This is a genomic window from Streptomyces viridiviolaceus, assembly GCF_014650995.1.
In the GTDB taxonomy this organism is placed as follows: domain Bacteria; phylum Actinomycetota; class Actinomycetes; order Streptomycetales; family Streptomycetaceae; genus Streptomyces; species Streptomyces viridiviolaceus.
In genome coordinates this window covers 178,719-201,902 of record NZ_BMWA01000004.1, presented here as the reverse complement: position 1 = coordinate 201,902, position 23,184 = coordinate 178,719, and the positions used below count along the sequence as shown (strand labels likewise).

Here is a 23,184-nt window from a genome sequence, read left to right as displayed (position 1 = left end):
CCTCCGCTCCGCTGTGCCGCGCGCCGGGCTTCGGCGCGACCACCGTACGGCCGGTCCTCGTCTCCCGGACCGTACGCGCCCGACTCATAGGAGCCGGACGGAGACCCTGTGGCGCCTCGCGGTGCCGCACGGCGGCCGGAGGACGAGCCGGACTGGCCGCGTCGGGCCGCGGCACGTCCGCCTCCCTGCGGCTGCGGCGGTTTGCGACGGTGCTCGCTCATCGAACGACTACTCCTCGGGCAGGCGCACCTTTGCGCGCCTGGAAACGGCGGCTGGTTTCCGGTCCCCCCGAAGTACGGATGCGGTCCCTTCCGCATTCACCCCGTACTGCACCGGGGACAAGGACGCCCCCAGGCGTCTCTCGGTTCCCGGTGGTGTGCATGGCGCACAGACTACGCACCGCCAAAACCCCCGAGGTCCGAAGTTCACCTCAAATCAGGCAACTTGCTTCCGATGAATCGGTGATGTGATCCCGTTCACGAGCCCCCCTCTTGTCGCACACGGAAGGCCGATCTATCGTCGTGATGTATCGAGTCGATACATCAGTGCGGCATAAAGACCACGACGACACCGTCACGGCACCCGCCGCCACGGGCCGCGGCAGAGAGGAGGCGACGATGAGCCGGCGTTCCGGGATCCTCGAGTTCGCCGTACTCGGCCTGCTCCGCGAATCCCCGATGCACGGCTATGAGCTGCGCAAACGACTCAACACGTCACTGGGTGTGTTCCGGGCGTTCAGCTACGGGACGCTGTATCCCTGCCTCAAGACGCTGGTCGCCAACGGCTGGTTGATCGAGGAGCCGGGGAACACCGACGAGGCCGCCGCTCCCCTCACAGGCCGCCGCGCCAAGATCGTCTACCGGTTGACGGCAGAGGGTAAGGAGCACTTCGAGCAGCTCCTCTCGCAGACCGGGCCCGACGCGTACGAGGACGAGACCTTCGCCGCTCGCTTCGCGTTCTTCGGGCAGACGTCACGTGACGTACGCATGCGCGTACTGGAAGGGCGACGCAGCCGGCTGGAGGAGCGCCTGGAGAAGATGCGGGCCTCCCTGGCCCGCACCCGGGAGCGCCTCGACGACTACACGCTCGAGCTCCAGCGCCACGGAATGGAGTCCGTGGAGCGCGAAGTGCGCTGGCTGAACGAGCTCATCGAGAGCGAGCGGGCGGGGCGGGACCTCCGGGGTTCCGCCTCCGAGGGGACCGCTCAACAGGACACCACATCAGGAACGACGGGCGGCCTGCCCCGGCCGGGGGACGACTCCCGGCCGGATACGCCCGGCGACACCGCCACGTGAGCGCCCAGTCAGGGCCTCACTCGTACACACAGGGAGCAACCGGAATGGGTTCGGTTCGCGTAGCCATCGTCGGCGTGGGCAACTGCGCCGCATCGCTGGTGCAGGGCGTCGAGTACTACAAGGACGCCGACCCGGCGTCCAAGGTCCCGGGCCTGATGCACGTCCAGTTCGGCGACTACCACGTTCGTGACATCGAGTTCGTCGCCGCGTTCGACGTGGACGCCAAGAAGGTCGGCCTGGACCTCGCGGACGCCATCGGCGCCTCCGAGAACAACACCATCAAGATCTGCGACGTGCCGAACAGCGGCGTCCAGGTCCAGCGCGGCCACACCCTCGACGGTCTCGGCAAGTACTACCGCGAGACCATCGAGGAGTCCGCCGAGGAGCCGGTCGACATCGTCCAGGTCCTCAAGGACAAGCAGGTCGACGTTCTCGTCTGCTACCTGCCCGTCGGCTCCGAGGACGCGGCGAAGTACTACGCCCAGTGCGCCATCGACGCCAAGGTCGCCTTCGTCAACGCCCTCCCGGTCTTCATCGCCGGCACCAAGGAGTGGGCGGACAAGTTCACCGAGGCGGGCGTGCCGATCGTCGGTGACGACATCAAGTCGCAGGTCGGTGCCACGATCACGCACCGCGTCATGGCGAAGCTGTTCGAGGACCGGGGCGTCATCCTGGACCGCACGATGCAGCTGAACGTCGGCGGCAACATGGACTTCAAGAACATGCTCGAGCGCGAGCGCCTGGAGTCCAAGAAGATCTCCAAGACGCAGGCCGTCACCTCCCAGATCCCCGACCGGGACCTCGGCGAGAAGAACGTCCACATCGGCCCGTCCGACTACGTGGCCTGGCTGGACGACCGCAAGTGGGCCTACGTCCGCCTGGAGGGCCGCGCGTTCGGTGACGTCCCGCTGAACCTCGAGTACAAGCTCGAGGTCTGGGACTCCCCGAACTCCGCCGGCGTCATCATCGACGCCCTGCGCGCCGCGAAGATCGCCAAGGACCGGGGCATCGGCGGCCCGATCCTGTCGGCGTCGAGCTACTTCATGAAGTCCCCGCCGGTCCAGTACTTCGACGACGAGGCCCGCGAGAACGTCGAGAAGTTCATCAAGGGCGAGGTCGAGCGCTGAAAGCCTCGGACTGAAGTCCGCTGAGGGTCCCCGGGTCACGTGACCCGGGGACCTTTGCCGTATGTGAGGCTGTGCCCCATGGCCGTCGTCCGTGACCTGCGCGTCCTGCTGCGTCTGAAGGGCTTCCGGCGCCTGCTCGCCGTACGCCTTCTCTCCCAGGGCGCCGACGGCGTCTACCAGGTCGCACTCGCCACCTACGTGGTCTTCTCGCCGGAGAAGCAGACCTCGCCCGCCGCGATCGCCTCCGCCATGGCGGTCCTGCTGCTGCCGTACTCCCTGGTGGGCCCCTTCGCCGGCGTCCTCCTCGACCGCTGGCGCCGCCGCCAGGTCTTTCTGTACGGCAACCTGCTGCGCGCCCTGCTCGCCTCGGTCACGGCCGTCCTGATGGTCGCAGCGGTCCCGGACTGGCTCTTCTACGTCTCCGCCCTGTGCGTCACCGCCGTCAACCGCTTCGTCCTCGCGGGCCTGTCCGCCGCGCTGCCGCGCGTGGTCGACGCAGAGCGCCTGGTGATCGCCAACTCCCTCTCCCCGACCGCCGGAACCCTGGCCGCCACGGCGGGCGGCGGCCTCGCCTTCGTCGTGCGTCTGGTGATCGCCGACTCCGACGCCGCCGTGGTGCTGCTCGGTGCCCTCCTGTACCTGTGCGGTGCGCTGGCATCGCTGCGCATGGCGGTGGGGCTGCTGGGACCCGACCAGGCGTTGGTACGGCCGAAGGTCGCCGTGGCGCTCGCCGGCACCGCCCGGGACCTGGTGGCCGGTGTACGTCATCTCACCGCGCCCGCACGCAGGGGAGCGGCCTGGGCGCTCGCCGCCATGACGCTGATGCGGTTCTGCTACGGCGCCCTGCTGGTCATGCTGCTGATGCTGTGCCGCTACGCCCTGACCTCGGACACGGACGAGGGCCTTGCTCTGCTGGGGCTGGCCCTGGGCATCTCCGGTGCCGGCTTCTTCGCGGCGGCCGTGATCACGCCCTGGGCCGCGGGAAGACTCGGCCCCGGCCGCTGGATGGCCGTGTGCGCAGGGATCGCCGCCGTACTGGAACCGGCTCTCGGCCTGCCGTTCGCCACCGCGCCCCTGCTGGCCGCGGCGTTCATCCTCGGGTTGGCGACCCAGGGCTCGAAGATCGCGACCGACACCATCGTGCAGTCATCGGTCGACGACGCCTTTCGTGGCCGGATCTTCTCCGTTTACGACGTGCTGTTCAATGTCGCCTTCGTCGGCGCCGCCGGAGTAGCGGCGCTGATGCTGCCGCCGGACGGAAGGTCGGTCGCGCTGGTCGTCGCGGTAGCGCTGATCTACGGAGCGATTGCCGTCGCTATGACACGGTTTGCTCGTCAGTAAGTGTCACATCAATGCCACAGAGTCCCAGTGGGCTACAGAGATGTCAGCGGGGACCGATAGCTTACGTGCGTCTTACTCGCGCCATGTTCGCGTCACGCACCTATGTTTGAGGGGGACCCCCAGTGACCACTCCGCCGCCCCAAGGCAACCCGTTCGCCCAGGGCCAGCCGCAGGCTCCGCAGCAGCCCCACGGGCAGAACCCCTTCGCCCAGGGTCAGCCGGGCTTCCCGCAGCAGCCTGGTCAGCCCGGCTTCCCTCAGCAGGGCGCTCCCTACGCTCCGGTTCCGCCGCAGCCGGCCCGTCGCAAGCTCAGCTTCAAGACGATCAAGAACATCGTCATCGCCGTGATCGTCGTCAGCGTGGCCGTGGGCGGCTACATCGCCAGCCGGGACGACGCCAACACCGCCGCGGTCGGCGACTGCATGCACCGCGGCAGCAGCGACGACAGCAACCCGGACCTCGAGGTCGTCGACTGCAGCGACGCGAAGGCACAGTACGAGGTGCTGGCCAAGATCGAGAGCTCCTTCACCACCGACGCCATAGCTTCGAGCCAGTGCGAGAAGGAAGCCAAGGACTTCCAGTACGTGTACAGCGAGAGCGGTGACGGCAAGGACTTCCTGCTCTGCCTGAAGGACTACAAGAAGTAGGGCAGAAGCCTCGGATGCCCGAAGGGGCGGTGTTTCACGTGAAACACCGCCCCTCGGCACGTTCGGCGGGGTCATGTTTCACGTGAAACATGACCCGTTTCACGACTCATCCCTCCTGCTCGGCCCACCAGGACTTGAGGGCGGCCACCGCCTCGTCGTGCTCCATCGGTCCGTTCTCGAGGCGCAGCTCCAGCATGTGCTTGTACGCCTGGCCGACGGCCGGGCCGGGACGGATGCCGAGGATCTCCATGATCTGGTTGCCGTCGAGGTCCGGGCGGATCGCGTCCAGCTCCTCCTGCTCCTGGAGCGTTGCGATCCGCTCCTCGAGCCCGTCGTACGCGCGGGAGAGCGCCGCAGCCTTGCGCTTGTTACGGGTCGTGCAGTCCGAGCGGGTCAGCTTGTGGAGACGGTCGAGCAGGGGCCCGGCGTCCCGGACGTACCGGCGGACCGCGGAGTCCGTCCACTCACCCGTGCCGTAACCGTGGAAGCGCAGATGGAGCTCGACCAGGCGCGAGACGTCCTTCACCAGGTCGTTGGAGTACTTGAGCGCGGTCATGCGCTTCTTCGTCATCTTCGCGCCCACCACCTCGTGATGGTGGAACGACACCCGCCCGTCCGACTCGAAGCGGCGGGTGCGCGGCTTGCCGATGTCATGCAGCAGCGCGGCCAGGCGGAGGGTCAGGTCGGGACCGTCACTCTCCAGAGCCATGGCCTGCTCCAGGACGATGAGCGTGTGGTCGTAGACGTCCTTGTGCCGGTGGTGCTCGTCACGCTCCAGGCGCAGGGCCGGCAGCTCGGGCAGGACATGCCGGCCGATGCCGCTGTCCACCAGCAGGGTCAGGCCCTTGCGCGGGTGAGCAGAAAGGATCAGCTTGTTCAGCTCGTCCCGGACTCGTTCGGCCGAGACGATCTCGATGCGCCCGGCCATGTTCTTCATGGCCTCCACGACCTCCGGAGCCACCTCGAAATCGAGCTGGGCGGCGAAACGCGCGGCCCGCATCATCCGAAGCGGATCGTCCGAGAACGACTCCTCAGGAGTGTCCGGGGTACGCAGCACCCGCTTCGCGAGGTCCTCCCGCCCGCCGTGCGGGTCGATGAACTCCTTCTCCGGGAGTGCGACGGCCATGGCATTCACGGTGAAGTCCCGGCGAACGAGGTCCTCCTCGATGGAGTCGCCGTAGGAGACCTCGGGCTTGCGTGAGGTGCGGTCGTACGCCTCCGACCGGTAGGTGGTGACCTCGATCTGGTAGCCGTCCTTCTGCGCCCCGACCGTGCCGAAGGCGATCCCGACCTCCCAGACGGCGTCCGCCCACGGGCGGACGATCTTCAGGACGTCCTGCGGACGGGCATCGGTCGTGAAGTCCAGGTCGTTGCCGAGGCGGCCGAGCAGCGCGTCCCGAACCGACCCACCGACCAGGGCAAGAGAGAACCCGGCCTCCTGGAATCGACGGGCAAGGTCGTCGGCAACAGGGGCGACCCGCAGCAGTTCACTCACCGCGCGGTGCTGCGCCTGACTCGGGGCACTGGGGTTGACTTCGTTGGCGTTCGGCACAACAGAACAGGGTACGTGGCCCGAGCAACCTCGGGCTCCCCCATTGATGGCACACCCCGCGCTCCCTTTTATAGGGGCATATACGGGACAGCACCGTGGGAGTCCCGGATCTTGTGGAGCACTCCGCGGCACTTCCCCTCGGCGCGCATCGTTACCATGCGTGGACGCACATTCCGAGACCACTGACGACGACGAGGGACGGGCGAGCGCGTGGCCGAGGCGGCAGACTTCCAGGTGACCAGTCCCTCACCTGCCCGCCGGTGGCTACGGCGCACCACGGCGCTGGTCGCCGGTGCGCCCCTGCTGGCCGGCCTGCTCCAGCTGCCCGCGGCCGGATCCGCACACGCCGACGGCCAGGCCTCCGCCAAGGCGGACTCGGACTCGGGCGCGGTGGCCGTCGCCATCGACTCGCTTAGCCCCGCCGCCCCCACGGACGGGGACACGGTGACCGTGTCGGGCACGGTGACGAACCAGGGCAAGCAGACGGTCACCGACGCCCACGTGGGCCTGCGGGTGGGCCCGCCTCTGACCACCCGCTCGGCGATCGACACGGTCGCCAAGAACAGCGACGACCTCCAGGGATCCATCGGCTCGCAGATCGACGACAAGTACGTCGAGAAGTTCTCCGAGCTCACTCCCGGCGTCGCCGAGCACTTCAACATCTCCGTCCCGGTCGACGAGCTGGACCTCGGCCAGGACGGCGTGTACCAGCTGAGCGTCGCGCTCTCCGGAGAGACGTCCGCCCAACCGTGGGAGCAGCTCCTCGGCATCCAGCGGACCTTCCTGCCCTGGCAGCCCGACGCGGCCGGCTCGAAGACCAGGACGACGTACCTGTGGCCGCTCGTCTCGACGACGCACATGGCGGCCGAGACGGGGCCGAACGAACAGCAGACGCCCGTCTTCCTCAACGACGACCTGGCCAAGGAGATCTCTCCCGGAGGCCGCCTCAACCAGATGGTGATGCTGGGCAAGGACCTCGACGTCACCTGGGTGATCGATCCCGACCTGCTCGCCTCCGTGGACGCGATGACGCGCAGCTATCAGGTCCGGGACGGCGACAGGACCACCAACGGCACCCACCAGGCGGTCGCCAAGCAGTGGCTCGCCGACCTGCAGGACGCGGTGGCCGACAAGGAGGTCGTCGCCCTGCCCTTCGCCGACCCTGATCTTGCGTCCCTGGCCCACAACGGCACGGACGTCACCGGCTCGCTCAGCCAGCTCAAGGACGCCACCGACGTCGTCGCCAACACGGTGGAGCCGATCCTCCACGTGAAGCCGAGCACCGACTTCGCGTGGCCCGTGGACGGTGCCGTGGACCGGTCGATCGTCAAGGTCGCCACCTCCGCCGGCGCCGACAAGGTGATCGCCCGCAGCGACAGCCTCCGGGAGACCAGCGGCCTGCCGTACACGCCCTCCGCGGCCCGCCCCATCGGCGGCGGCACCACGGCGGTCGTCGCGGACGCCCGGCTGTCCACGGCGTTCGAGGGCGATCTGACGAAGGCGTCCGCGTCCACGCTCTCGGTACAGCGGTTCCTGGCCCAGAGCCTGACGCTCGGCCTGCAGACCGGCAAGGAGCGCAGCGTCGTCGTCGCCCCCCAGCGCATGCCCTCCGGCAGCCAGGCCCGGGCGATGGCAGAGGCACTGACCGCTCTGCAGGGCGGCACCTGGTCCGAGTCCCAGAAGCTGACGGCGGCCGCCGCGGCCAAGCCGGACCCGGACGCCACCACGAAGGTCCCGGGAACGTCCTCCTACCCCTCCTCCCTGCGCAAGCAGGAGCTTCCGCGTTCCGCGTTCCAGCAGGTCGCCGAGACCCAGTACAAGCTCGACAACTTCAAGGTCGTCCTGTCGGACCCGTCCCGGGTGGTGACCCCCTTCGGGCGGGCCCTGAACCGGGGGATGTCCACGTCCTGGCGCGGCCGGGCGACGGAAGCGGGTTCCTTCCGCGACGGCGTGGAGTCGTACCTCGACGGGCTGACCAGCCGGGTCAGGCTGATCGACAAGTCGGAGACGAAGCTCTCCGGCCGCAGCGCCACGATCCCCGTGACGGTGCAGAACAACCTGGTGCAGGACGTCGGTCCCCTGGTGCTGCGGCTCACCTCGACGAACCCCACCCGCCTGGAGATCGGCGGCGCCGCCTACCAGGAGCAGCCGGTCTCGGTCTCCGGCGGCCACAGCCAGTCGGTGAAGTTCACCACGTCGGCGAACGCCAACGGCCGGGCGACGGTGATCGCCCAGCTGTACACGATGGACGGCCGGAAGTACGGCGCCCCCGTGACCTTCGACGTGAAGGTCACCGAGATCACGGCCACCGTGATGCTGGTCATCGGCGGTGGTGTCCTGCTGCTCGTCCTCGCCGGCTTCCGGATGTACACCCAGCGCAAGCGGGCCGCGGCCCGCGAGGCCGAGCAGGGCGATCCGGCGGCGGACGAGGCCGCGGACGGCCCGGAGAACCGGGAAGACCACGGCGAACGTCTTGGGCAGGAGTCCGAGGAACACGCCCGGGCAGACGGCCCGGAGCAGCCGAGTGACCCGACACCGGACACCGCAGCGGAAGACACCGACCCGTCCGGCACGGGTGAGAGAGTGGACCGTTGAGGATGTCGTGGCCGTGGGCCCGGGACGATGAGGTGGGGTAACCATGAACGCGCCGTACGACGGTGACCGCGGTCAGGCCGCGGGCGCCTCGGGGAACCCCGAGGGCCCGCCGCCCGAGCACGGCCAGGCGCCACAGCAGCCGCCCGCGGACACGTACCTCCAGGACGCCTACGACCAGGACCCCTACCGGGCGCAGGACCTGTCCGCCCAGGACCCGGTCTCCGAGGCCCTCTACGACCGGGCCTCGCATCCCCCGCCGCCCCCGGGCACCTACCCGCCGCAGCCGCCCCTGTACGGTCGGCCTTCCCAGTCGCCGTACGCTCCCGATCCCCGCGTCTGGGCCCAGCCTCCTGCACCCGAGCCGGAGGGGCCGACGCAGTACCTGCCGTACGGCGACGACCCGCGGACGACCCAGTTCGTCGGCGTGGACGACCTGGTCACCCAGGCCGGTGAGCAACGTCATGAGCCGGACGCCTTCGCGCACCTCTTCCGGGACCAGCAGCAGGGCGGCGGCCACCCCGCGTACGACGACCCCCTGTCGGTCCCCGGCCCCTCCCCGGCGCCCGGGCAGTACGGCGGAGCACCGGGCCCGGGCCAGTACGGAGACGCACCCTCGCCGGGCCAGTACGGAGGCGCCCAGGCCCCCGGCCCCTACGGTGACGTCCAGGCCCACGGCGGGTACGGTGCCGCTCCGGCGCCGGACCGGCATGCGGCACCCGCCCCGGGCCAGTACGCGACGGCGCCGACGCCGGAGGCCGCCGAGGCTCCGCTCCAGGAGCCGGAGGCCGCACCGGCCGCTGCCGCGCCCAGGAAGGGCGGACGGGCGGGCGGTCTGCTGAAGTCCAGTGCCGTGATGGCGGCGGGCACGATGGTCTCCCGCCTGACCGGGTTCATCCGCTCCGCGATGATCGTCTCGGCTCTGGGTCTCGCCCTGTTGGGCGAGTCCTTCCAGATCGCTTACCAGCTGCCGACGATGATCTACATCCTGACCGTCGGTGGCGGCCTCAACTCGGTGTTCGTCCCGCAGCTCGTCCGCGCCATGAAGGAGGACGACGACGGCGGCGAGGCATACGCCAACCGGCTGCTGACCCTGGTGATGGTCGCCCTCGGCGTCCTGACGGCACTCGCCATGCTCGCGGCGCCGCTGCTGGTCCGCGCGCTGTCCAACCCGGTGGCCTCGAACCCGGAGGCCAATGACGTCGCCGTCACCTTCACCCGGTACTTCCTGCCGTCCATCTTCTTCATGGGCATCCATGTGGTGATGGGGCAGATCCTCAACGCCCGCGGCCGCTTCGGCGCGATGATGTGGACACCGGTCCTGAACAACATCGTCATCATCGTCACGCTCGGTGCGTTCATCTGGGTGTACGGCACGGCCGAACACTCCGGCATGACGGTCGCCAGCATCCCTCCGGAGGGCGAACGGCTGCTCGGCGTCGGCGTCCTCCTCGGGCTCGTGGTCCAGGCGCTGGCGATGGTTCCCTACCTGCGTGAGACGGGCTTCAGGCTGCGGCTGCGGTTCGACTGGAAGGGCCACGGCCTCGGCAAGGCGGCGATGCTCGCCAAGTGGACGATCCTCTTCGTCCTCGCCAACCAGGCAGGCGCCCTCGTCGTCACCCAGCTCGCCACCGCGTCCGTCACGGACACCAACATCCCGGGCACCGGTTTCAGCGCGTACGCCAACGCACAGCTGATCTGGGGCCTGCCGCAAGCCATCATCACCGTCTCCCTGATGGCCGCCCTGCTGCCCCGCATCTCACGGTCGGCAGCCGAGAACGATGCCGGCGCGGTCCGCGACGACATCTCGCAGGGCCTGCGCACGACGGCCGTCGCGATCGTGCCGGTCTCCTTCGGGTTCGTCGCCCTGGGCATCCCGATGTGCACGCTGATCTTCGGCTCCTCGGGCACCGGCGCGGCCACCAACATGGGCTACATGCTGATGGCGTTCGGCCTCGGCCTGATCCCGTACTCGGTGCAGTACGTCGTCCTACGCGCCTTTTACGCCTACGAGGACACCCGGACGCCGTTCTACAACACCGTCATCGTGGCCGTCGTCAACGCGAGTGCCTCGGCCCTGTGCTTCTTGCTGATCCCGCCGCGCTGGGCCGTGGTCGGCATGGCCGCCGCCTACGGTCTGGCCTACGCGATCGGCGTCGGCGTCGCCTGGCGCCGGCTGCGCAAGCGGCTCGGCGGAGACCTGGACGGCGCCCGCGTACTGCGCACCTACGCCCGCCTGTGCATCGCGTCGGTGCCGGCCGCGCTGCTCAGCGGTGCGGCCTGCTACGGGATCAGCCAGACACTCGGCCAGGGCGTGGTCGGTTCGTTCGCCGCGCTGCTGGCGGGCGGAGCGGTCCTGCTCGGCGTCTTCTACATCGGCGCCCGCCGCATGCGTATCGAGGAGGTCAACTCGCTGGTCGGCATGGTTCGCGGACGCCTGGGACGTTGAGACCGGGGGTAGGCGCACAACCATCGTCCGCCTCTGTGTGTCGTGCATAGCGGCGGACTGTGGGCACAATTGGTTTCGGCGTCGGACGGCGCGCAACGGGTGTCCGGCGCGCATCGAATGGGGAGGCAGGAACGACGGTGGCCGAACGGAGCACAGCTGCCGTCGACGTGGCAGACAACAGCGGCGAGCAGTCGCTGACCGCACAGGCGGACCAGTCCACGGCCGACGGGGTGGCCAACAACCGGGAGCGGGACACGGACAGCGACGAGGGACAGGGAAGCGCCACGAGCGAGGAATCCGGCAAGGCCTCGCCTCCCGAACTGCACAGCGGGCACAAGCTCGCCAGACGCTACCGCCTCGAGGAGTGCGTCACCCGTCTGGACGGATTCAGCAGCTGGCGGGCCGTCGACGAGAAACTCCGCCGAGCCGTCGGGGTCCACGTCCTCCCCGCCGACCACGCCCGGGCCCGCTCGGTGCTGGCCGCGGCACGCTCCTCCGCCCTCCTCGGCGACCCCCGCTTCGTGCAGGTGCTGGACGCCGTGGAGGACAACGACCTCGTCTACGTCGTCCACGAGTGGCTTCCGGACGCCACCGAACTGACCGCGCTCCTCGCCTCCGGCCCGCTGGAGGTGTACGAGGCGTACCAGATGGTCAGTCAGGTCGCGTCCGCCATGGCCGCCGCCCACCGCGAGGGCCTCGCCCATCTGCGCCTGAGTCCCAACGCCGTGCTGCGCACGTCGACCGGCCAGTGGAGGATCCGCGGGCTCGCCGTGAACGCCGCGCTGCGGGGTATCAGTTCGGACACCCCTCAGCGCACCGACACTGAGGCCATCGGCGCGCTGCTGTACGCCGCGCTCACCCAGCGCTGGCCCTACGAGAGCGACGCCTACGGTCTGGCCGGCCTGCCCAAGGACATCGGGCTCATTCCGCCCGACCAGGTGCGCGCCGGTGTCCACCGCGGTCTGTCCGAGCTCGCGATGCGGGCGCTCGCCAACGACGGCGCCACCGCATCCCGCCACGAATCTGCGTGCACCACGCCGGAGGAGCTGGTGAAGGCGATCGGCGAGATGCCCCGCATCCGCCCGCCGGAGCCCGCCTTCACCGCCCCGCCCGAGTACCAGCGCACGACGTACCAGCAGGGCACGTACGGCCGGCCGGCACCGCGCCCCGGCGCCGCCCAGCCGGTGCCGGCCCCGCCGCCCCCGCTGCAGAGCCGCACCGGCAAGGCACTCAAGTGGGGCGTCTCCGCCCTGCTGATCGCCGCTCTCGGTCTGGGCAGTTGGCAGCTGGCGGACGCTCTCATGGAACGGGGCGGCAAGGCCGACGACCAGAACCAGACGCAGACGACGGACGGCAACGACAAGAACGACAAGCAGACCAGGCCGACCAAGCCGATCGCCGTCCAGGGCGCACAGGAGTACGTCGCCAAGGGCGACGCCCAAGCCGCCGGGGACGTGGCCAAGACCTACGACGGAGACAGCTCGACGTACTGGCGTACCAAGAGCTTCGTCGACGGTCCGGAGATGAAGCCGTCCTTCAAGCCCGGTGTCGGCATCGTCTACGACCTGGGCTCGGCCCAGACGGTCTCCTCCGCCTCGATAGGGCTGCGGTTCAGCGGGGACCACACGACGGTCACTCTGTACGCCACGGATTCGCTGAGCCCTGCCGGGCCCGTCGACTCGATGCAGAAGCTCGGCACCACCACCACGAGCGGCAGCTCCGCCACGGTGAAGGTCAACAAGCCGGCGAAGACCCAGTACGTTCTGGTCTGGTTCACGGCCCTGCCGTACGCGTCCGGTGACGAGTACAGCAACGCCGGATACAAGCAGGCGGTCACCGACGTGACGTTCAAGGGCTGAGAGCCGCCGAACACAGGGGGAGGGGGTCCGATGGCAGATGACACCGCATACGGCGACACCAGCGATCAGGACCTCCTGGCCCGCCACGTGGAAGGCGACCCGGACGCCTTCGGCGAACTGGTACGCCGCCACCGGGACCGCCTCTGGGCCGTGGCCCTGCGCACCCTGGGCGACCGCGAGGAAGCCGCTGACGCGGTCCAGGACGCCCTCGTCTCCGCCTACCGGGCCGCCCACACCTTCCGCGGCCAGTCGGCCGTCACGACCTGGCTGCACCGGATCACGGTGAACGCCTGCCTGGACCGCGCCCGTAAGGCGGACACGCGGAAAACGTCTCCCGTCGACGACACCGAACGACTGGAGCAGCTCCTCGAACCCCACGAGTCGGCATCCGCACCGGCCGAGCGCAATGATCTGCACCGCCAGTTGCTGGAGGCGCTGGAGACCCTGCCGCCCGACCAGCGGGCGGCTCTCGTCCTGGTGGACATGCAGGGCTACCCCGTCGCCGAGGCCGCTCGGATCCTCGAGGTGCCGACCGGCACGATCAAGAGCCGGTGTGCCCGTGGCAGAGCCAGACTCCTGCCGCTGCTCACTCATCTGCGCCCGGAAGGCAGCGGCGACGGCAGGAACCGGGGCGCGGAACGGAACCGGACGCAGGGGACATCCGTCCCACCCGCAGCGGGTCCGCGCCGGGCGGGTCCGCCGGACGCGGGGCCGAGCGATTCAGCCGCAGTGAAGGGCGGAGGTGGACGAGCGTGACGTCGTCGACGACAGACATGGCCGGGCACCCGGACGTCGCGGAGATCTCCGACCTCGCCGAGGGCCTGCTGCCACGGTCGCGAACCACCGACGTACGGCGCCATCTGGACTCCTGCGAGCTGTGCGCGGACGTCTACGCGTCGCTGGAGGAGATCCGCGGACTGCTCGGCACGCTGCCGGCGCCGGCACGGATGCCGGACGACGTAGCGGGCCGTATCGATGCCGCACTCGCAGCGGAGGCGCTGCTCAGTGCGACGCCCCCCGAGTCCGCGGCTCCCGCGTCTGCCGACGCATCCCCCGTCCCCTCCGGCGGGGACAGCAGCGCCGATGTTTCACGTGAAACATCGGCACCGGCAGACCGTCCTGCCGGCCACGCTCGCTCCTCCACCACCGGCCCGGGCCGCAAGAACCGCAGGAGGAGCGGACGCCGCAAGATCGCCGCTCTCGGGGCCGTCGTCGCTGCAGCCGCGCTGGGGCTCGGCTCCGTGATCGTGGCCTCCGTCACCGGCGGCAACACGCCCGACGACACCGCGCAGGGACAGCAGACGCTTGCCGACACCTTCTCCGAGGGCGAGCTGCGGGAACAGGTGACCACTCTCCTCTCCGAGGAGCAGGGCACGCCCCGAACGCCGCACAGCTTCGGCGTGGAGTCCGAGGGGGGCGCCGAGAACCGGGTCTTCACGCAGCCCACGGTGCCCGAGTGCATCCAGAAGGGCATCGGCCGCAACGATGCGGCGCTCGCCACGGAGGAGGGCGTCTACAAGGGCAGGGAAGCGCTGCTCGTGGTGCTGCCCGATCCTTCCGACGACAGCAGGATCACTGCCTACATCGTCGAGGCGAGCTGTGTGTCCCACGCCTCGTCCACCGCTGCCGAGGTCCTCCTGAAGGACACCTACGCCCGGTCCTGACCTGGGCGACACCGGCGCTTGTTCTTCGCGGGAATGCGTGCCCCTTAGGATCCGTTGGGTGGGGTGAGAGCTCCGAGAAAGCTCCCACCGGTCCTGAAGACGCAGTCCAGAGACGAGGAATGAAGCCGTGAGCGACGTCCGAAACGTGATCATCATCGGCTCCGGGCCCGCCGGGTACACGGCGGCGCTCTATACCGCACGCGCGTCGCTGAAGCCGCTGGTGTTCGAGGGCGCCGTCACCGCGGGCGGTGCGCTGATGAACACCACCGAGGTCGAGAACTTCCCGGGCTTCCAGGACGGCATCATGGGCCCCGAGCTCATGGACAACATGCGCGCCCAGGCCGAGCGCTTCGGTGCCGAGCTCGTCCCGGACGATGTCGTCGCCGTCGACCTGGCCGGTGACATCAAGACCGTCACGGACACCGCGGGGACCGTCCACCGGGCGAAGGCCGTCATCGTCGCCACCGGTTCGCAGCACCGCAAGCTCGGCCTGCCGAACGAGGACCTCCTCTCCGGCCGCGGTGTCTCCTGGTGCGCGACCTGCGACGGCTTCTTCTTCAAGGACCAGGACATCGCCGTGATCGGCGGCGGTGACACCGCCATGGAGGAGGCGACGTTCCTGTCGCGCTTCGCGAAGTCGGTGACCATCGTCCACCGCCGCGACACCCTGCGCGCCTCCAAGGCGATGCAGGAGCGTGCCTTCGCCGACCCGAAGATCACGTTCGTCTGGGACAGCGAGGTCGCCGAGGTCCAGGGCGACCAGAAGCTCTCGGGCCTGAAGCTGCGCAACGTCAAGACGGGTGAGCTCTCGGATCTCGCGGTGACCGGTCTGTTCATCGCCATCGGCCACGACCCGCGCACGGAGCTCTTCAAGGGTCAGCTCGACCTGGACGCGGAGGGCTACCTGAAGGTCGACGCGCCCTCGACCCGCACCAACCTGACCGGCGTCTTCGCCGCCGGTGACGTGGTCGACCACACCTACCGCCAGGCGATCACCGCGGCCGGCACCGGCTGCTCCGCCGCTCTCGACGCCGAGCGCTTCCTCGCGGCGCTCAGCGACGAGGACAAGGCCGAGCCCGAGAAGACCACCGTCTGACCCCCATCCGCCCCACGCACCAACCAGTTAAGGAGCCCGCCGTGGCCGGCACCCTGAAGAATGTGACCGACGACTCCTTCGAGCAGGACGTCCTCAAGAGCGACAAGCCCGTCCTGGTGGACTTCTGGGCCGCCTGGTGCGGTCCGTGCCGCCAGATCGCCCCGTCCCTCGAAGCGATCGCCTCCGAGTACGGCGACAAGATCGAGGTCGTCAAGCTGAACATCGACGAGAACCCGGGTACGGCCGCCAAGTACGGCGTCATGTCGATCCCGACCCTGAACGTCTACCAGGGCGGCGAGGTCGCCAAGACGATCGTCGGCGCGAAGCCGAAGGCCGCGATCGTTCGCGACCTCGAGGACTTCATCGCCGACTGACGTTTCACGTGAAACACGAATGGGCCAGCCCGGACGGGCTGGCCCATTCGCATGACAGCAACCTCAGCACGCACCCTTCACAGCGGCCTGAGCGCCGGTTCCTTCTGCACGGCCCCCAGGAGCCGGTCGAGCGCCATCTCCACGTCTTCCTTCCAGGAGAGCGTGGAACGCAGCTCCAGCCGCAGCCGCGGATGGCTGGGATGCGGCCTGACCGTCTTGAAGCCCACAGCCAGCAGATGATCCGCCGGCAGCACGCAGGCGGGTTCCTTCCACCGGGCGTCCCCGAACGCCTCGATCGCCTTGAAGCCCCGCCGCAGCAGATCCTTGGCGACCGTCTGAACCATCACTCGGCCCAACCCCTGGCCCTGGTAGCCCGGCATGATGAACGCGGTCATCAGCTGCACCGCATCGGGTGAGACAGGGCTGGTGGGAAACGCCGTAGAGCGCGGAACGTAGGCGGGAGGCGCGTAGAGCACGAATCCCACCGGAACGTCGTCGACGTAGACCACCCGTCCACACGATCCCCAGTCCAGCAGGACGGCCGAGATCCAGGATTCCTTCTCCAGTGCGGCCGTGCCCGCGCTTACCGCTGCTTCACCGCTGACGGGGTCCAGCTCCCAGAAGACACACGAGCGACAGCGCTGGGGAAGGTCCTGAAGATTGTCCAGCGTGAGCGGTACGAGCCGACGCCCCATGAAAGCTGTTCCTCGCTTCCTTCGCCCGCCGCACCGCGTGCGGCGGTCAGAGCACTCCGTTCCCTGAGCAGACTGCCGATGAACCCACCGACCGCACCCAGCCCCAAACCTGCGCTCACCAGCCCGGTGCGGCTCATGGTTCGCATGGCCCCTGCCTTCCTCTCAGAGGTACTGCCAGGTGATGGCGCCATCCCGATCGCATCGTATCCACAATGCGATCGACCCCGATACCGACAGAAAGCAAAGGGCGGGCCGTGTTCCGGTACGCACCGGTCACGACCCGCCCCCCGCCGGCAGCTGGAGCAGCATCGAACGCTGCCCTGCCCGGGGCTCAGGAGTCGGATTCCTCTTCCGCGTCACCCTCCAACAGGCTCTTCTGCATCACGGGCCCCTCGCCGGGAGCAAGGGTGCCGAGGATGCGTTCGAGGTCCTCCATGGAGGCGAACTCGACGGTGATCTTGCCCTTCTTCTGCCCCAGGTCGACCTTCACCCGCGTCTCGAAACGGTCCGAGAGCCGGGTGGCAAGGTCGGACAGAGCCGGGGACACCCGCGCCCCGGCCCGCGGACCCTTGGCACGCCCCGCCTTCTGCGGACGGGAACCCATCAGGGTCACGATCTCCTCGACGGCCCGCACCGACAGCCCCTCGGCCACGATCCGATGCGCCAGCCGGTCCTGCTCCTCCGAGTCCTCCACGGAGAGCAGTACACGAGCATGGCCTGCGGAGAGCACCCCGGCGGCGACGCGCTTCTTGACCGCCGAGGACAGCTTCAGCAGGCGCAGGGTGTTGGACACCTGCGGCCGGGAACGCCCGATGCGGTCCGCCAGCTGGTCGTGCGTGCAGTTGAAGTCCTTCAGCAGCTGGTCGTAGGCGGCGGCCTCTTCCAGAGGGTTCAGCTGAGCACGGTGCAGGTTCTCCAGAAGGGCGTCCAGGAGGAGCTTTTCGTCCTCCGTGGCCCGCACGATCGCCGGGATGACCTCCAGACCCGCCTCTTGGCAGGCCCTCCAACGTCGCTCGCCCATGATGAGCTCGTAGCGAGACGGGCCCGTCTGCCGAACGACGACCGGCTGCAGGAGACCGACCTCCTTGATGGAGGTGATGAGCTCGGCGAGGGCGTCCTCGTCGAAGACCTCACGCGGCTGCCGCGGGTTCGGCTTGATGTCGCCGAGGGGGATCTCCGCGAAGTACGCCCCCATGGGAGCCGCAGGGGCTCCCGCAGCACCCGGTGCGATCGCGCTCTCTGTTTCACGTGAAACAGACGGCAGCGTGGCCACCTTCGCCGCGGCCACCCCGCGGTCGCCCGCCGGGACGGGCACGGTCGCAGGGGAAGGGGTGCCCGCATTCCCCAGCGCCGCCGAGGCCACCGTCTTCTCCGTCGGGGCTGCTGGGATCAATGCCCCAAGACCGCGACCCAACCCCCTCCGTCGCTCGCTCACTGGATCCCCTCCACCATGCTCGGGTCGTTCTGGGCGCCGATGTGGGCATGCGTCGCGTCGTAGGTGACGCCGACGCCCTTCAGCGCGATCTCTCGTGCCGCCTCCAGATAGGAGAGGGCTCCGCTTGATCCTGGATCGTAGGTCAGCACCGTCTGCCCATAGCTAGGCGCCTCGGAGATCCGGACGGAACGGGGAATGCTCGTCCGCAGCACCTCGTCGCCGAAGTGGCTGCGCACCTCGTCCGCGACCTGGGACGCGAGCCGCGTCCGGCCGTCGTACATGGTGAGCAGGATCGTCGACACATGGAGCGTCGGGTTGAGGTGCCCACGCACCAGGTCGACGTTCCGTAGTAGCTGACCCAGACCCTCCAGCGCGTAGTACTCGCACTGGATCGGGATGAGCACCTCCTGGCCCGCGACGAGTGCGTTGACCGTCAGCAGACCGAGGGAGGGCGGGCAGTCGATGAGGATGTAGTCCAGCGGCTGCTCGTACGCCTGGATGGCGCGCTGCAGTCGGCTCTCCCGCGCCACCAGGGAGACCAGCTCGATCTCCGCACCGGCGAGATCGATCGTGGCAGGTGCGCAGAAGAGTCCCTCGACATCGGGGACGGGCTGGACGACATCCGAGAGCGGCCGACTCTCCACCAACACGTCGTAGATGGATGGCACCTCGGCGTGGTGATCGATGCCCAGGGCAGTGGACGCGTTGCCCTGCGGATCGAGGTCGACCACCAGAACACGGCCGCCATGCAGAGCCAGCGACGCGGCGAGATTGACGGTCGTCGTCGTCTTGCCCACGCCACCCTTCTGGTTGGCGACCACGATGACTCGGGTCTGCTCGGGCCGCGGCAGGCCCTCGCCGGCGCGGCCCAGAGCCTCCACCGCCAATTGGGCCGCACGACCGATCGGAGTGTCGTCCATCGGAGGCGGTGTTTCACGTGAAACATCCACCCCCATCGACTCGGTACGGGGACCGGGGACCGGATCGGTCATCGGTCCCGCGATGTTGGCGTCGGACCGCAAGGATTCACTCTCCTCGACTTCAGGCTCGCAATGAACAGAGCCTCCCATGTCTTCGGGGTCATGAACCAGTGAGGCCTGACGTTCTGTGGAGAAATCCACCTCTGTGGACAACTCCGCTCCCCTCACGGGGGCCGTGTCCTGAGCCGCGGAATCCTCTCCGAGGGAGCCGAGAGGCTTCCGGTCGCGAGGTTCGGCCGCAGCGCGGCCGCGACTGATGATGCCGTGCAGCAGTGAGCGACGTTTCACGTGAAACACGATGCACAGCGGCGCATGCCGAACTGTCGCGACACTCCGGCATGCGCAGGTTTGGGGCCTTGGGTGGAGTACGTCTCGTCGTCAGCGACGCCGACGCGCCCGCCCCGTGCGCGCGGCCTTCGCCCGCTTGGCGGCAAAGCGCACACCACCGGGGCTCTCCCCGACCTCGACCCGCACGACGGTGGACATGGGGTCCACGATCCCCTCGCCGACGTGCAGGATGGACGTCTCGACCGCTCCCAGCTTGCTCAGGGCCGTGGCCGCGCTCTTGAGCTCCTCCTCAGCGGTGTCACCCTTCAGCGCGAGCATCTCCCCGTACGGACGCAGCAGCGGAATCCCCCAGGTGGCCAGACGGTCCAGCGGGGCGACGGCACGGGCCGTCACCACATGCACCGGCGGGAGCTTGCCCATGACCTCCTCGGCCCGGCCGCGCACGACGGTCACGTGGTCCAGCCCCAGCAGCTCGACGACCTCGGTCAGGAAGTTCGTGCGCCGCAGCAACGGTTCCAGGAGCGTGATCTTCAGATCGTCCCGGACGAGTGCCAGCGGGATCCCGGGCAGGCCGGCGCCCGAGCCGACATCGCACACCATGACTCCCTCAGGCACGACCTCCGAGAGCACCGCACAGTTCAGCAGGTGCCGCTCCCACAGGCGGGGAACCTCACGCGGGCCGATCAGGCCACGCTGCACTCCCGCCTCGGCGAGCAGCTCCGCATAGCGGACCGCATCCGCATAGCGATCACCGAACACCTTGCGTGCCTGCTCAGGCGCAGGGGGAAGCTCCGCTGCCTCCGTCACGGGGGACCGTCCTTCCGTACCGCATCGGTGCCCCGGGCGCCGATGCCAGAACCACCAGAACTATCAGGCTGACAAAATTCGGCCCCGCCTGCGCAACAGACGGGGCCGGAGAACGCGGAGACCGATCAGGCGGGAAGCACGACGACGAAGCGCTGCGGCTCCTCGCCCTCGGACTCGCTGCGCAGTCCCGCGGCCTTGACCGCGTCGTGCACGACCTTGCGCTCGAAGGGAGTCATCGGCTTCAGCCGCACGGACTCGCCGGTGCTCTTGACGTCGGCCGCGGCCTTGGCCCCGAGCTCGGAGAGCTCGGCGCGCTTCCTGGCGCGGTAGCCCGCGATGTCGAGCATCAGCCGACTGCGGTCCCCGGTCTCCCGGTGCACGGCCAGACGCGTGAGCTCCTGCAGGGCTTCCAGCACCTCGCCGTCCCGGCCGACCAGCTTCTGCAGATCGCGGCTGCCCGTGTCGCTGATGATCGAGACGGAGGCACGGTCGGCCTCGACGTCCATGTCGATGTCGCCGTCGAGATCGGCGATGTCGAGCAGACCCTCCAGGTAGTCCGCCGCGATCTCACCCTCCTGCTCCAGGCGGGTCAGGGTGTCTGCGCCCTCGGCAGCGGCGGAGGTGGTGCCTTCCGTCACGGGATGGACTCCTTCTTACTTCTTCGACGGGGACTTGGGCCGCTGCGGACCCTTGCGCTGTCCGGACTGGGCCTTGCTACGGGCACCCGCACCGGGCTTCTGGGCCGACTTCTTCGCGCCGCCGGCGGGCTTGGCATCCTCCGGCTCGTCGGCCTTGCTGAGCGACGTCTTCGGCTCGGCCTCGCCGCCCGGCTTCGCGGACTGCCGCTGAGCCTTGCTCTGCCGCTTGGGCTGCTGGCGCTTGGGCGCGCCGGTCGCGGCGGGCGCTCCGTCCTCGGTCTGAGCGGCGACAGCGGCCTCGCTCTTCACCACGGTGCCGTCGGGCTGGGCCGCCAGGCCCGCCTTGTTGAGGCCGTTGATGAACTTGCGCTCGAACTCGTTGCGGTCACGGCCCTTGGCGACGATGGCCTTCACGATGGACTTCTCCCCACGGCCACGGGTCTTGCCGTGGTGGGTGACGCGCTTGTGCAGGCGCTCCAGGTAGGCGGCCTGGGCCTTGGAACCCGGGGTCGGGTTGTTGTGGATGACGTACATCTGCTGGCCCATGGTCCACACGTTGGTGGTCAGCCAGTAGACGAGGACACCGACCGGGAAGTTCACACCGAAGACGGCGAACATGACGGGGAAGACGTACATCAGCATCTTCTGCTGCTGCATGAACGGCGTCTTCACCGTGGTGTCGACGTTCTTCGTCATCAGCTGGCGCTGCGTGAAGAACTGCGAGGCCGACATCAGGACGATCATGATCGCGGTGACGACCCGGACGTCGGTCAGCGAGGCGTTGAGCGCCGCGACCTCGCTCTCACTGCTGAAGAACTTCGAGGCCAGCGGAGCCCCGAAGATGTGCGCCTTCTGCGCGCTCTCCAGCAGGCTCTGGTTGATCACGCCGATGGTGTCGTTCGACGCGATGCTGTTGAGCACGTGGTAGAGGGCGAAGAAGAACGGCGACTGCGCCAGGATGGGAAGGCACGAGGAGAGCGGGTTGGTGCCCGTCTCCTTGTACAGCTTCATCATCTCTTCGGACTGGCGCTGCCGGTCGTTCTTGTAGCGCTCCTGGATCTTCTTCATCTCCGGCTGGAGCGTCTGCATCCCGCGCGTCGCCTTGATCTGCTTCACGAAGAGCGGGATCAGGCAGATACGGATCAGAATCACCAGGGACACGATGGACAGGCCCCAGGCCCATCCGGTGTCAGGGCCGAAAATGGCGCCGTACACGCTGTGGAACTGGACGATGACCCAGGAGACAGGTGTCGTGATGAAGCTGAAGAGGCTGGCAATCGTGTCCACTAATCATGCTCCTTGGGCATGGGACTGGGTCTCTGCGGCCGGGCTCGAAGGACTGGACGGACTCGTGGGAGAAGTCTGTCCCTCGGTGGCCGGTTCGGCGGCGGAGGTCCCGCCCCTGCGTGCACGCCAGGCGCCACGCAACATTTCGTGCCACCGCGGACGCTTGCGCGGCGGAACATGGTCCACCCCGCCCAGCGACCACGGATTGCACCGCAGGATGCGCCAAGCGGTGAGCGCCGTGCCCTTGACCGCACCGTGCCGGTCGATGGCCGTGTAGCCGTAGTGGGAACACGACGGGTAGTACTTGCAGACCGGCCCGAGCAGCGGACTGATCGTCCACTGGTACAGCTTGATCAGAGCCAGCAGCGGGTACTTCATCGCGCGCCCCCTCCCAGCAGCCGCTCCAGGGCGGCATCCAGGTCTCGGGCCAGCTGTGCATGGTCGGCGTCACCCGCGCCGGGCAGCGCTCGTACGACTACCAGGCTACCGGGGGGAAACAGGTCGACCCGGTCGCGCAGCAGATGGCGAAGCCTGCGCTTCACCTTGTTGCGCACGACCGCACCACCGACGGCTTTGCTCACGACGAAACCCGCACGCGTCGGGGGAGCGCTCTCCCCAGGCGCGTGCGGGTCCGTGGCACCGCTACGAAGATGGACGACGAGGTTCGGGCGACCTGCCCGACGACCTCGGCGAACCGCGGTCGCGAAGTCCTCGCGCCGCCTCAGCCGGTTCTCGGTGGGCAGCACGACGTCATGACCTGATCTGAATCAGGCGGACAGACGGGCGCGACCCTTGCTACGGCGGGACGCGAGAATCGCGCGGCCGGCACGGGTGCGCATACGCAGCCGGAAGCCGTGGGTCTTCGCGCGACGACGGTTGTTCGGCTGGAAGGTGCGCTTGCTCACTCGGGGGCTCCAGAAAGAAATCGGGGTTGGCGGGGTGCCGTCCTGGCTGTCACCGTGCGCCCACGAGTAGCTCGCGTTACGCCCGAGTGCACCGCTGTCCGATCACCTTGACGCGATCTGTGCCCATCGGAGGCAGGCGGCAGCAGCCATCGA

The 23,184-nt window shown here is 68.8% G+C and carries 21 protein-coding genes; 11 read left to right on the top strand and 10 right to left on the bottom strand.

Annotated elements, in window-relative coordinates; all coding sequences use genetic code 11:
- Positions 1-617: 617 nt before the first annotated feature.
- The 4 genes from IE260_RS06880 to IE260_RS06865 all read left to right on the top strand — a co-directional run bounded on the left by IE260_RS06880 (position 618) and on the right by IE260_RS06865 (position 4,410).
- The gene (locus tag IE260_RS06880) at positions 618-1,295 is read left to right on the top strand and encodes a PadR family transcriptional regulator (protein WP_189869572.1); all 678 of its coding nucleotides are present in this window, start codon (positions 618-620) and stop codon (positions 1,293-1,295) included.
- Between the two features lie 44 nt (positions 1,296-1,339).
- Positions 1,340-2,422 carry an inositol-3-phosphate synthase gene (locus IE260_RS06875; protein WP_189869571.1) on the top strand — a complete coding sequence of 361 codons (1,083 nt, stop codon included), beginning with the start codon at positions 1,340-1,342 and terminating at the stop codon, positions 2,420-2,422.
- A gap of 78 nt (positions 2,423-2,500) precedes the next feature.
- Complete coding sequence (locus IE260_RS06870; RefSeq protein WP_189869570.1) at positions 2,501-3,763, top strand: MFS transporter; 1,263 nt, start codon at positions 2,501-2,503, stop codon at positions 3,761-3,763.
- Between the two features lie 122 nt (positions 3,764-3,885).
- Entirely contained in the window at positions 3,886-4,410 is a 525-nt protein-coding gene (locus IE260_RS06865) for an LppU/SCO3897 family protein (protein ID WP_189869569.1), read from the top strand.
- Between the two features lie 106 nt (positions 4,411-4,516).
- Here the strand turns inward: IE260_RS06865 and IE260_RS06860 are convergent, their stop codons facing one another.
- A complete protein-coding gene (locus tag IE260_RS06860; RefSeq protein ID WP_189869568.1) occupies positions 4,517-5,962 on the bottom strand; it encodes a CCA tRNA nucleotidyltransferase in 1,446 nt (481 codons plus the stop codon).
- Between the two features lie 210 nt (positions 5,963-6,172).
- Between IE260_RS06860 and IE260_RS06855 the strand changes: the two genes are divergently transcribed.
- The 7 genes from IE260_RS06855 to trxA all read left to right on the top strand — a co-directional run bounded on the left by IE260_RS06855 (position 6,173) and on the right by trxA (position 15,996).
- On the top strand, positions 6,173-8,557 hold the full coding sequence (locus tag IE260_RS06855) for a DUF6049 family protein (RefSeq protein WP_189869567.1): 2,385 nt from the start codon (positions 6,173-6,175) through the stop codon (positions 8,555-8,557).
- Positions 8,558-8,600: 43 nt separating this feature from the next.
- A complete protein-coding gene (murJ, locus tag IE260_RS06850; RefSeq protein WP_189869566.1) occupies positions 8,601-11,003 on the top strand; it encodes a murein biosynthesis integral membrane protein MurJ in 2,403 nt (800 codons plus the stop codon).
- A gap of 137 nt (positions 11,004-11,140) precedes the next feature.
- Complete coding sequence (locus IE260_RS06845) at positions 11,141-12,862, top strand: protein kinase family protein (RefSeq protein WP_189869565.1); 1,722 nt, start codon at positions 11,141-11,143, stop codon at positions 12,860-12,862.
- Between the two features lie 30 nt (positions 12,863-12,892).
- Positions 12,893-13,618, top strand: coding sequence for an RNA polymerase sigma factor SigM (gene sigM, locus IE260_RS06840; RefSeq protein ID WP_189869564.1), 726 nt, complete (start codon positions 12,893-12,895; stop codon positions 13,616-13,618).
- Positions 13,615-14,526 carry an anti-sigma factor family protein gene (locus tag IE260_RS06835; protein WP_506005112.1) on the top strand — a complete coding sequence of 304 codons (912 nt, stop codon included), beginning with the start codon at positions 13,615-13,617 and terminating at the stop codon, positions 14,524-14,526. Before sigM ends, IE260_RS06835 begins: the two co-directional genes overlap by 4 nt.
- A gap of 127 nt (positions 14,527-14,653) precedes the next feature.
- A complete protein-coding gene (gene trxB, locus IE260_RS06830) occupies positions 14,654-15,622 on the top strand; it encodes a thioredoxin-disulfide reductase (RefSeq protein WP_189869563.1) in 969 nt (322 codons plus the stop codon).
- A gap of 41 nt (positions 15,623-15,663) precedes the next feature.
- Positions 15,664-15,996 (top strand): thioredoxin, encoded by a 333-nt coding sequence (trxA, locus tag IE260_RS06825; protein WP_037936319.1) that lies wholly within the window; start codon positions 15,664-15,666, stop codon positions 15,994-15,996.
- A gap of 77 nt (positions 15,997-16,073) precedes the next feature.
- Here trxA and IE260_RS06820 read toward each other — a convergent pair whose 3' ends face one another.
- The 9 genes from IE260_RS06820 to rpmH form a co-directional block, all read right to left on the bottom strand.
- Positions 16,074-16,691, bottom strand: coding sequence for a GNAT family N-acetyltransferase (locus IE260_RS06820; protein WP_189869562.1), 618 nt, complete (start codon positions 16,689-16,691; stop codon positions 16,074-16,076).
- Between the two features lie 331 nt (positions 16,692-17,022).
- Positions 17,023-18,126, bottom strand: a complete 1,104-nt coding sequence (locus IE260_RS06815; protein WP_189869561.1) for a ParB/RepB/Spo0J family partition protein — start codon at positions 18,124-18,126, stop codon at positions 17,023-17,025.
- Positions 18,123-19,196, bottom strand: a complete 1,074-nt coding sequence (locus IE260_RS06810; protein ID WP_189869721.1) for a ParA family protein — start codon at positions 19,194-19,196, stop codon at positions 18,123-18,125. The genes IE260_RS06815 and IE260_RS06810 overlap by 4 nt, the downstream gene beginning before the upstream one ends.
- Before the next feature lie 288 nt (positions 19,197-19,484).
- Positions 19,485-20,201 carry a 16S rRNA (guanine(527)-N(7))-methyltransferase RsmG gene (gene rsmG / locus IE260_RS06805; protein WP_189869560.1) on the bottom strand — a complete coding sequence of 239 codons (717 nt, stop codon included), beginning with the start codon at positions 20,199-20,201 and terminating at the stop codon, positions 19,485-19,487.
- A gap of 125 nt (positions 20,202-20,326) precedes the next feature.
- A complete protein-coding gene (locus IE260_RS06800; RefSeq protein ID WP_189869559.1) occupies positions 20,327-20,839 on the bottom strand; it encodes a Jag family protein in 513 nt (170 codons plus the stop codon).
- A 15-nt stretch (positions 20,840-20,854) separates the two neighbouring features.
- Positions 20,855-22,126 carry a membrane protein insertase YidC gene (gene yidC / locus IE260_RS06795; RefSeq protein ID WP_189869558.1) on the bottom strand — a complete coding sequence of 424 codons (1,272 nt, stop codon included), beginning with the start codon at positions 22,124-22,126 and terminating at the stop codon, positions 20,855-20,857.
- A 3-nt stretch (positions 22,127-22,129) separates the two neighbouring features.
- Entirely contained in the window at positions 22,130-22,504 is a 375-nt protein-coding gene (yidD, locus tag IE260_RS06790) for a membrane protein insertion efficiency factor YidD (RefSeq protein ID WP_189869557.1), read from the bottom strand.
- Positions 22,501-22,872 carry a ribonuclease P protein component gene (gene rnpA / locus IE260_RS06785; protein WP_189869556.1) on the bottom strand — a complete coding sequence of 124 codons (372 nt, stop codon included), beginning with the start codon at positions 22,870-22,872 and terminating at the stop codon, positions 22,501-22,503. The genes yidD and rnpA overlap by 4 nt, the downstream gene beginning before the upstream one ends.
- A 21-nt stretch (positions 22,873-22,893) precedes the next feature.
- Positions 22,894-23,031 carry a 50S ribosomal protein L34 gene (rpmH, locus tag IE260_RS06780; protein ID WP_003956500.1) on the bottom strand — a complete coding sequence of 46 codons (138 nt, stop codon included), beginning with the start codon at positions 23,029-23,031 and terminating at the stop codon, positions 22,894-22,896.
- Between the last annotated feature and the right edge of the window lie 153 nt (positions 23,032-23,184).

Excerpts from the sequence above, each read along its gene's own strand:
- IE260_RS06880 (WP_189869572.1), top strand. The coding sequence starts at position 618 with ATGAGCCGGCGTTCCGGGATCCTCGAGTTCGCCGTACTCGGCCTGCTC.
- IE260_RS06875 (WP_189869571.1), top strand. The coding sequence starts at position 1,340 with ATGGGTTCGGTTCGCGTAGCCATCGTCGGCGTGGGCAACTGCGCCGCA.
- IE260_RS06870 (WP_189869570.1), top strand. The coding sequence starts at position 2,501 with ATGGCCGTCGTCCGTGACCTGCGCGTCCTGCTGCGTCTGAAGGGCTTC.
- murJ (WP_189869566.1), top strand. The coding sequence starts at position 8,601 with ATGAACGCGCCGTACGACGGTGACCGCGGTCAGGCCGCGGGCGCCTCG.
- sigM (WP_189869564.1), top strand. The coding sequence starts at position 12,893 with ATGGCAGATGACACCGCATACGGCGACACCAGCGATCAGGACCTCCTG.
- IE260_RS06820 (WP_189869562.1), bottom strand. The coding sequence starts at position 16,691 with ATGGGGCGTCGGCTCGTACCGCTCACGCTGGACAATCTTCAGGACCTT.
- IE260_RS06810 (WP_189869721.1), bottom strand. The coding sequence starts at position 19,196 with ATGGGAGGCTCTGTTCATTGCGAGCCTGAAGTCGAGGAGAGTGAATCC.
- yidD (WP_189869557.1), bottom strand. The coding sequence starts at position 22,504 with ATGAAGTACCCGCTGCTGGCTCTGATCAAGCTGTACCAGTGGACGATC.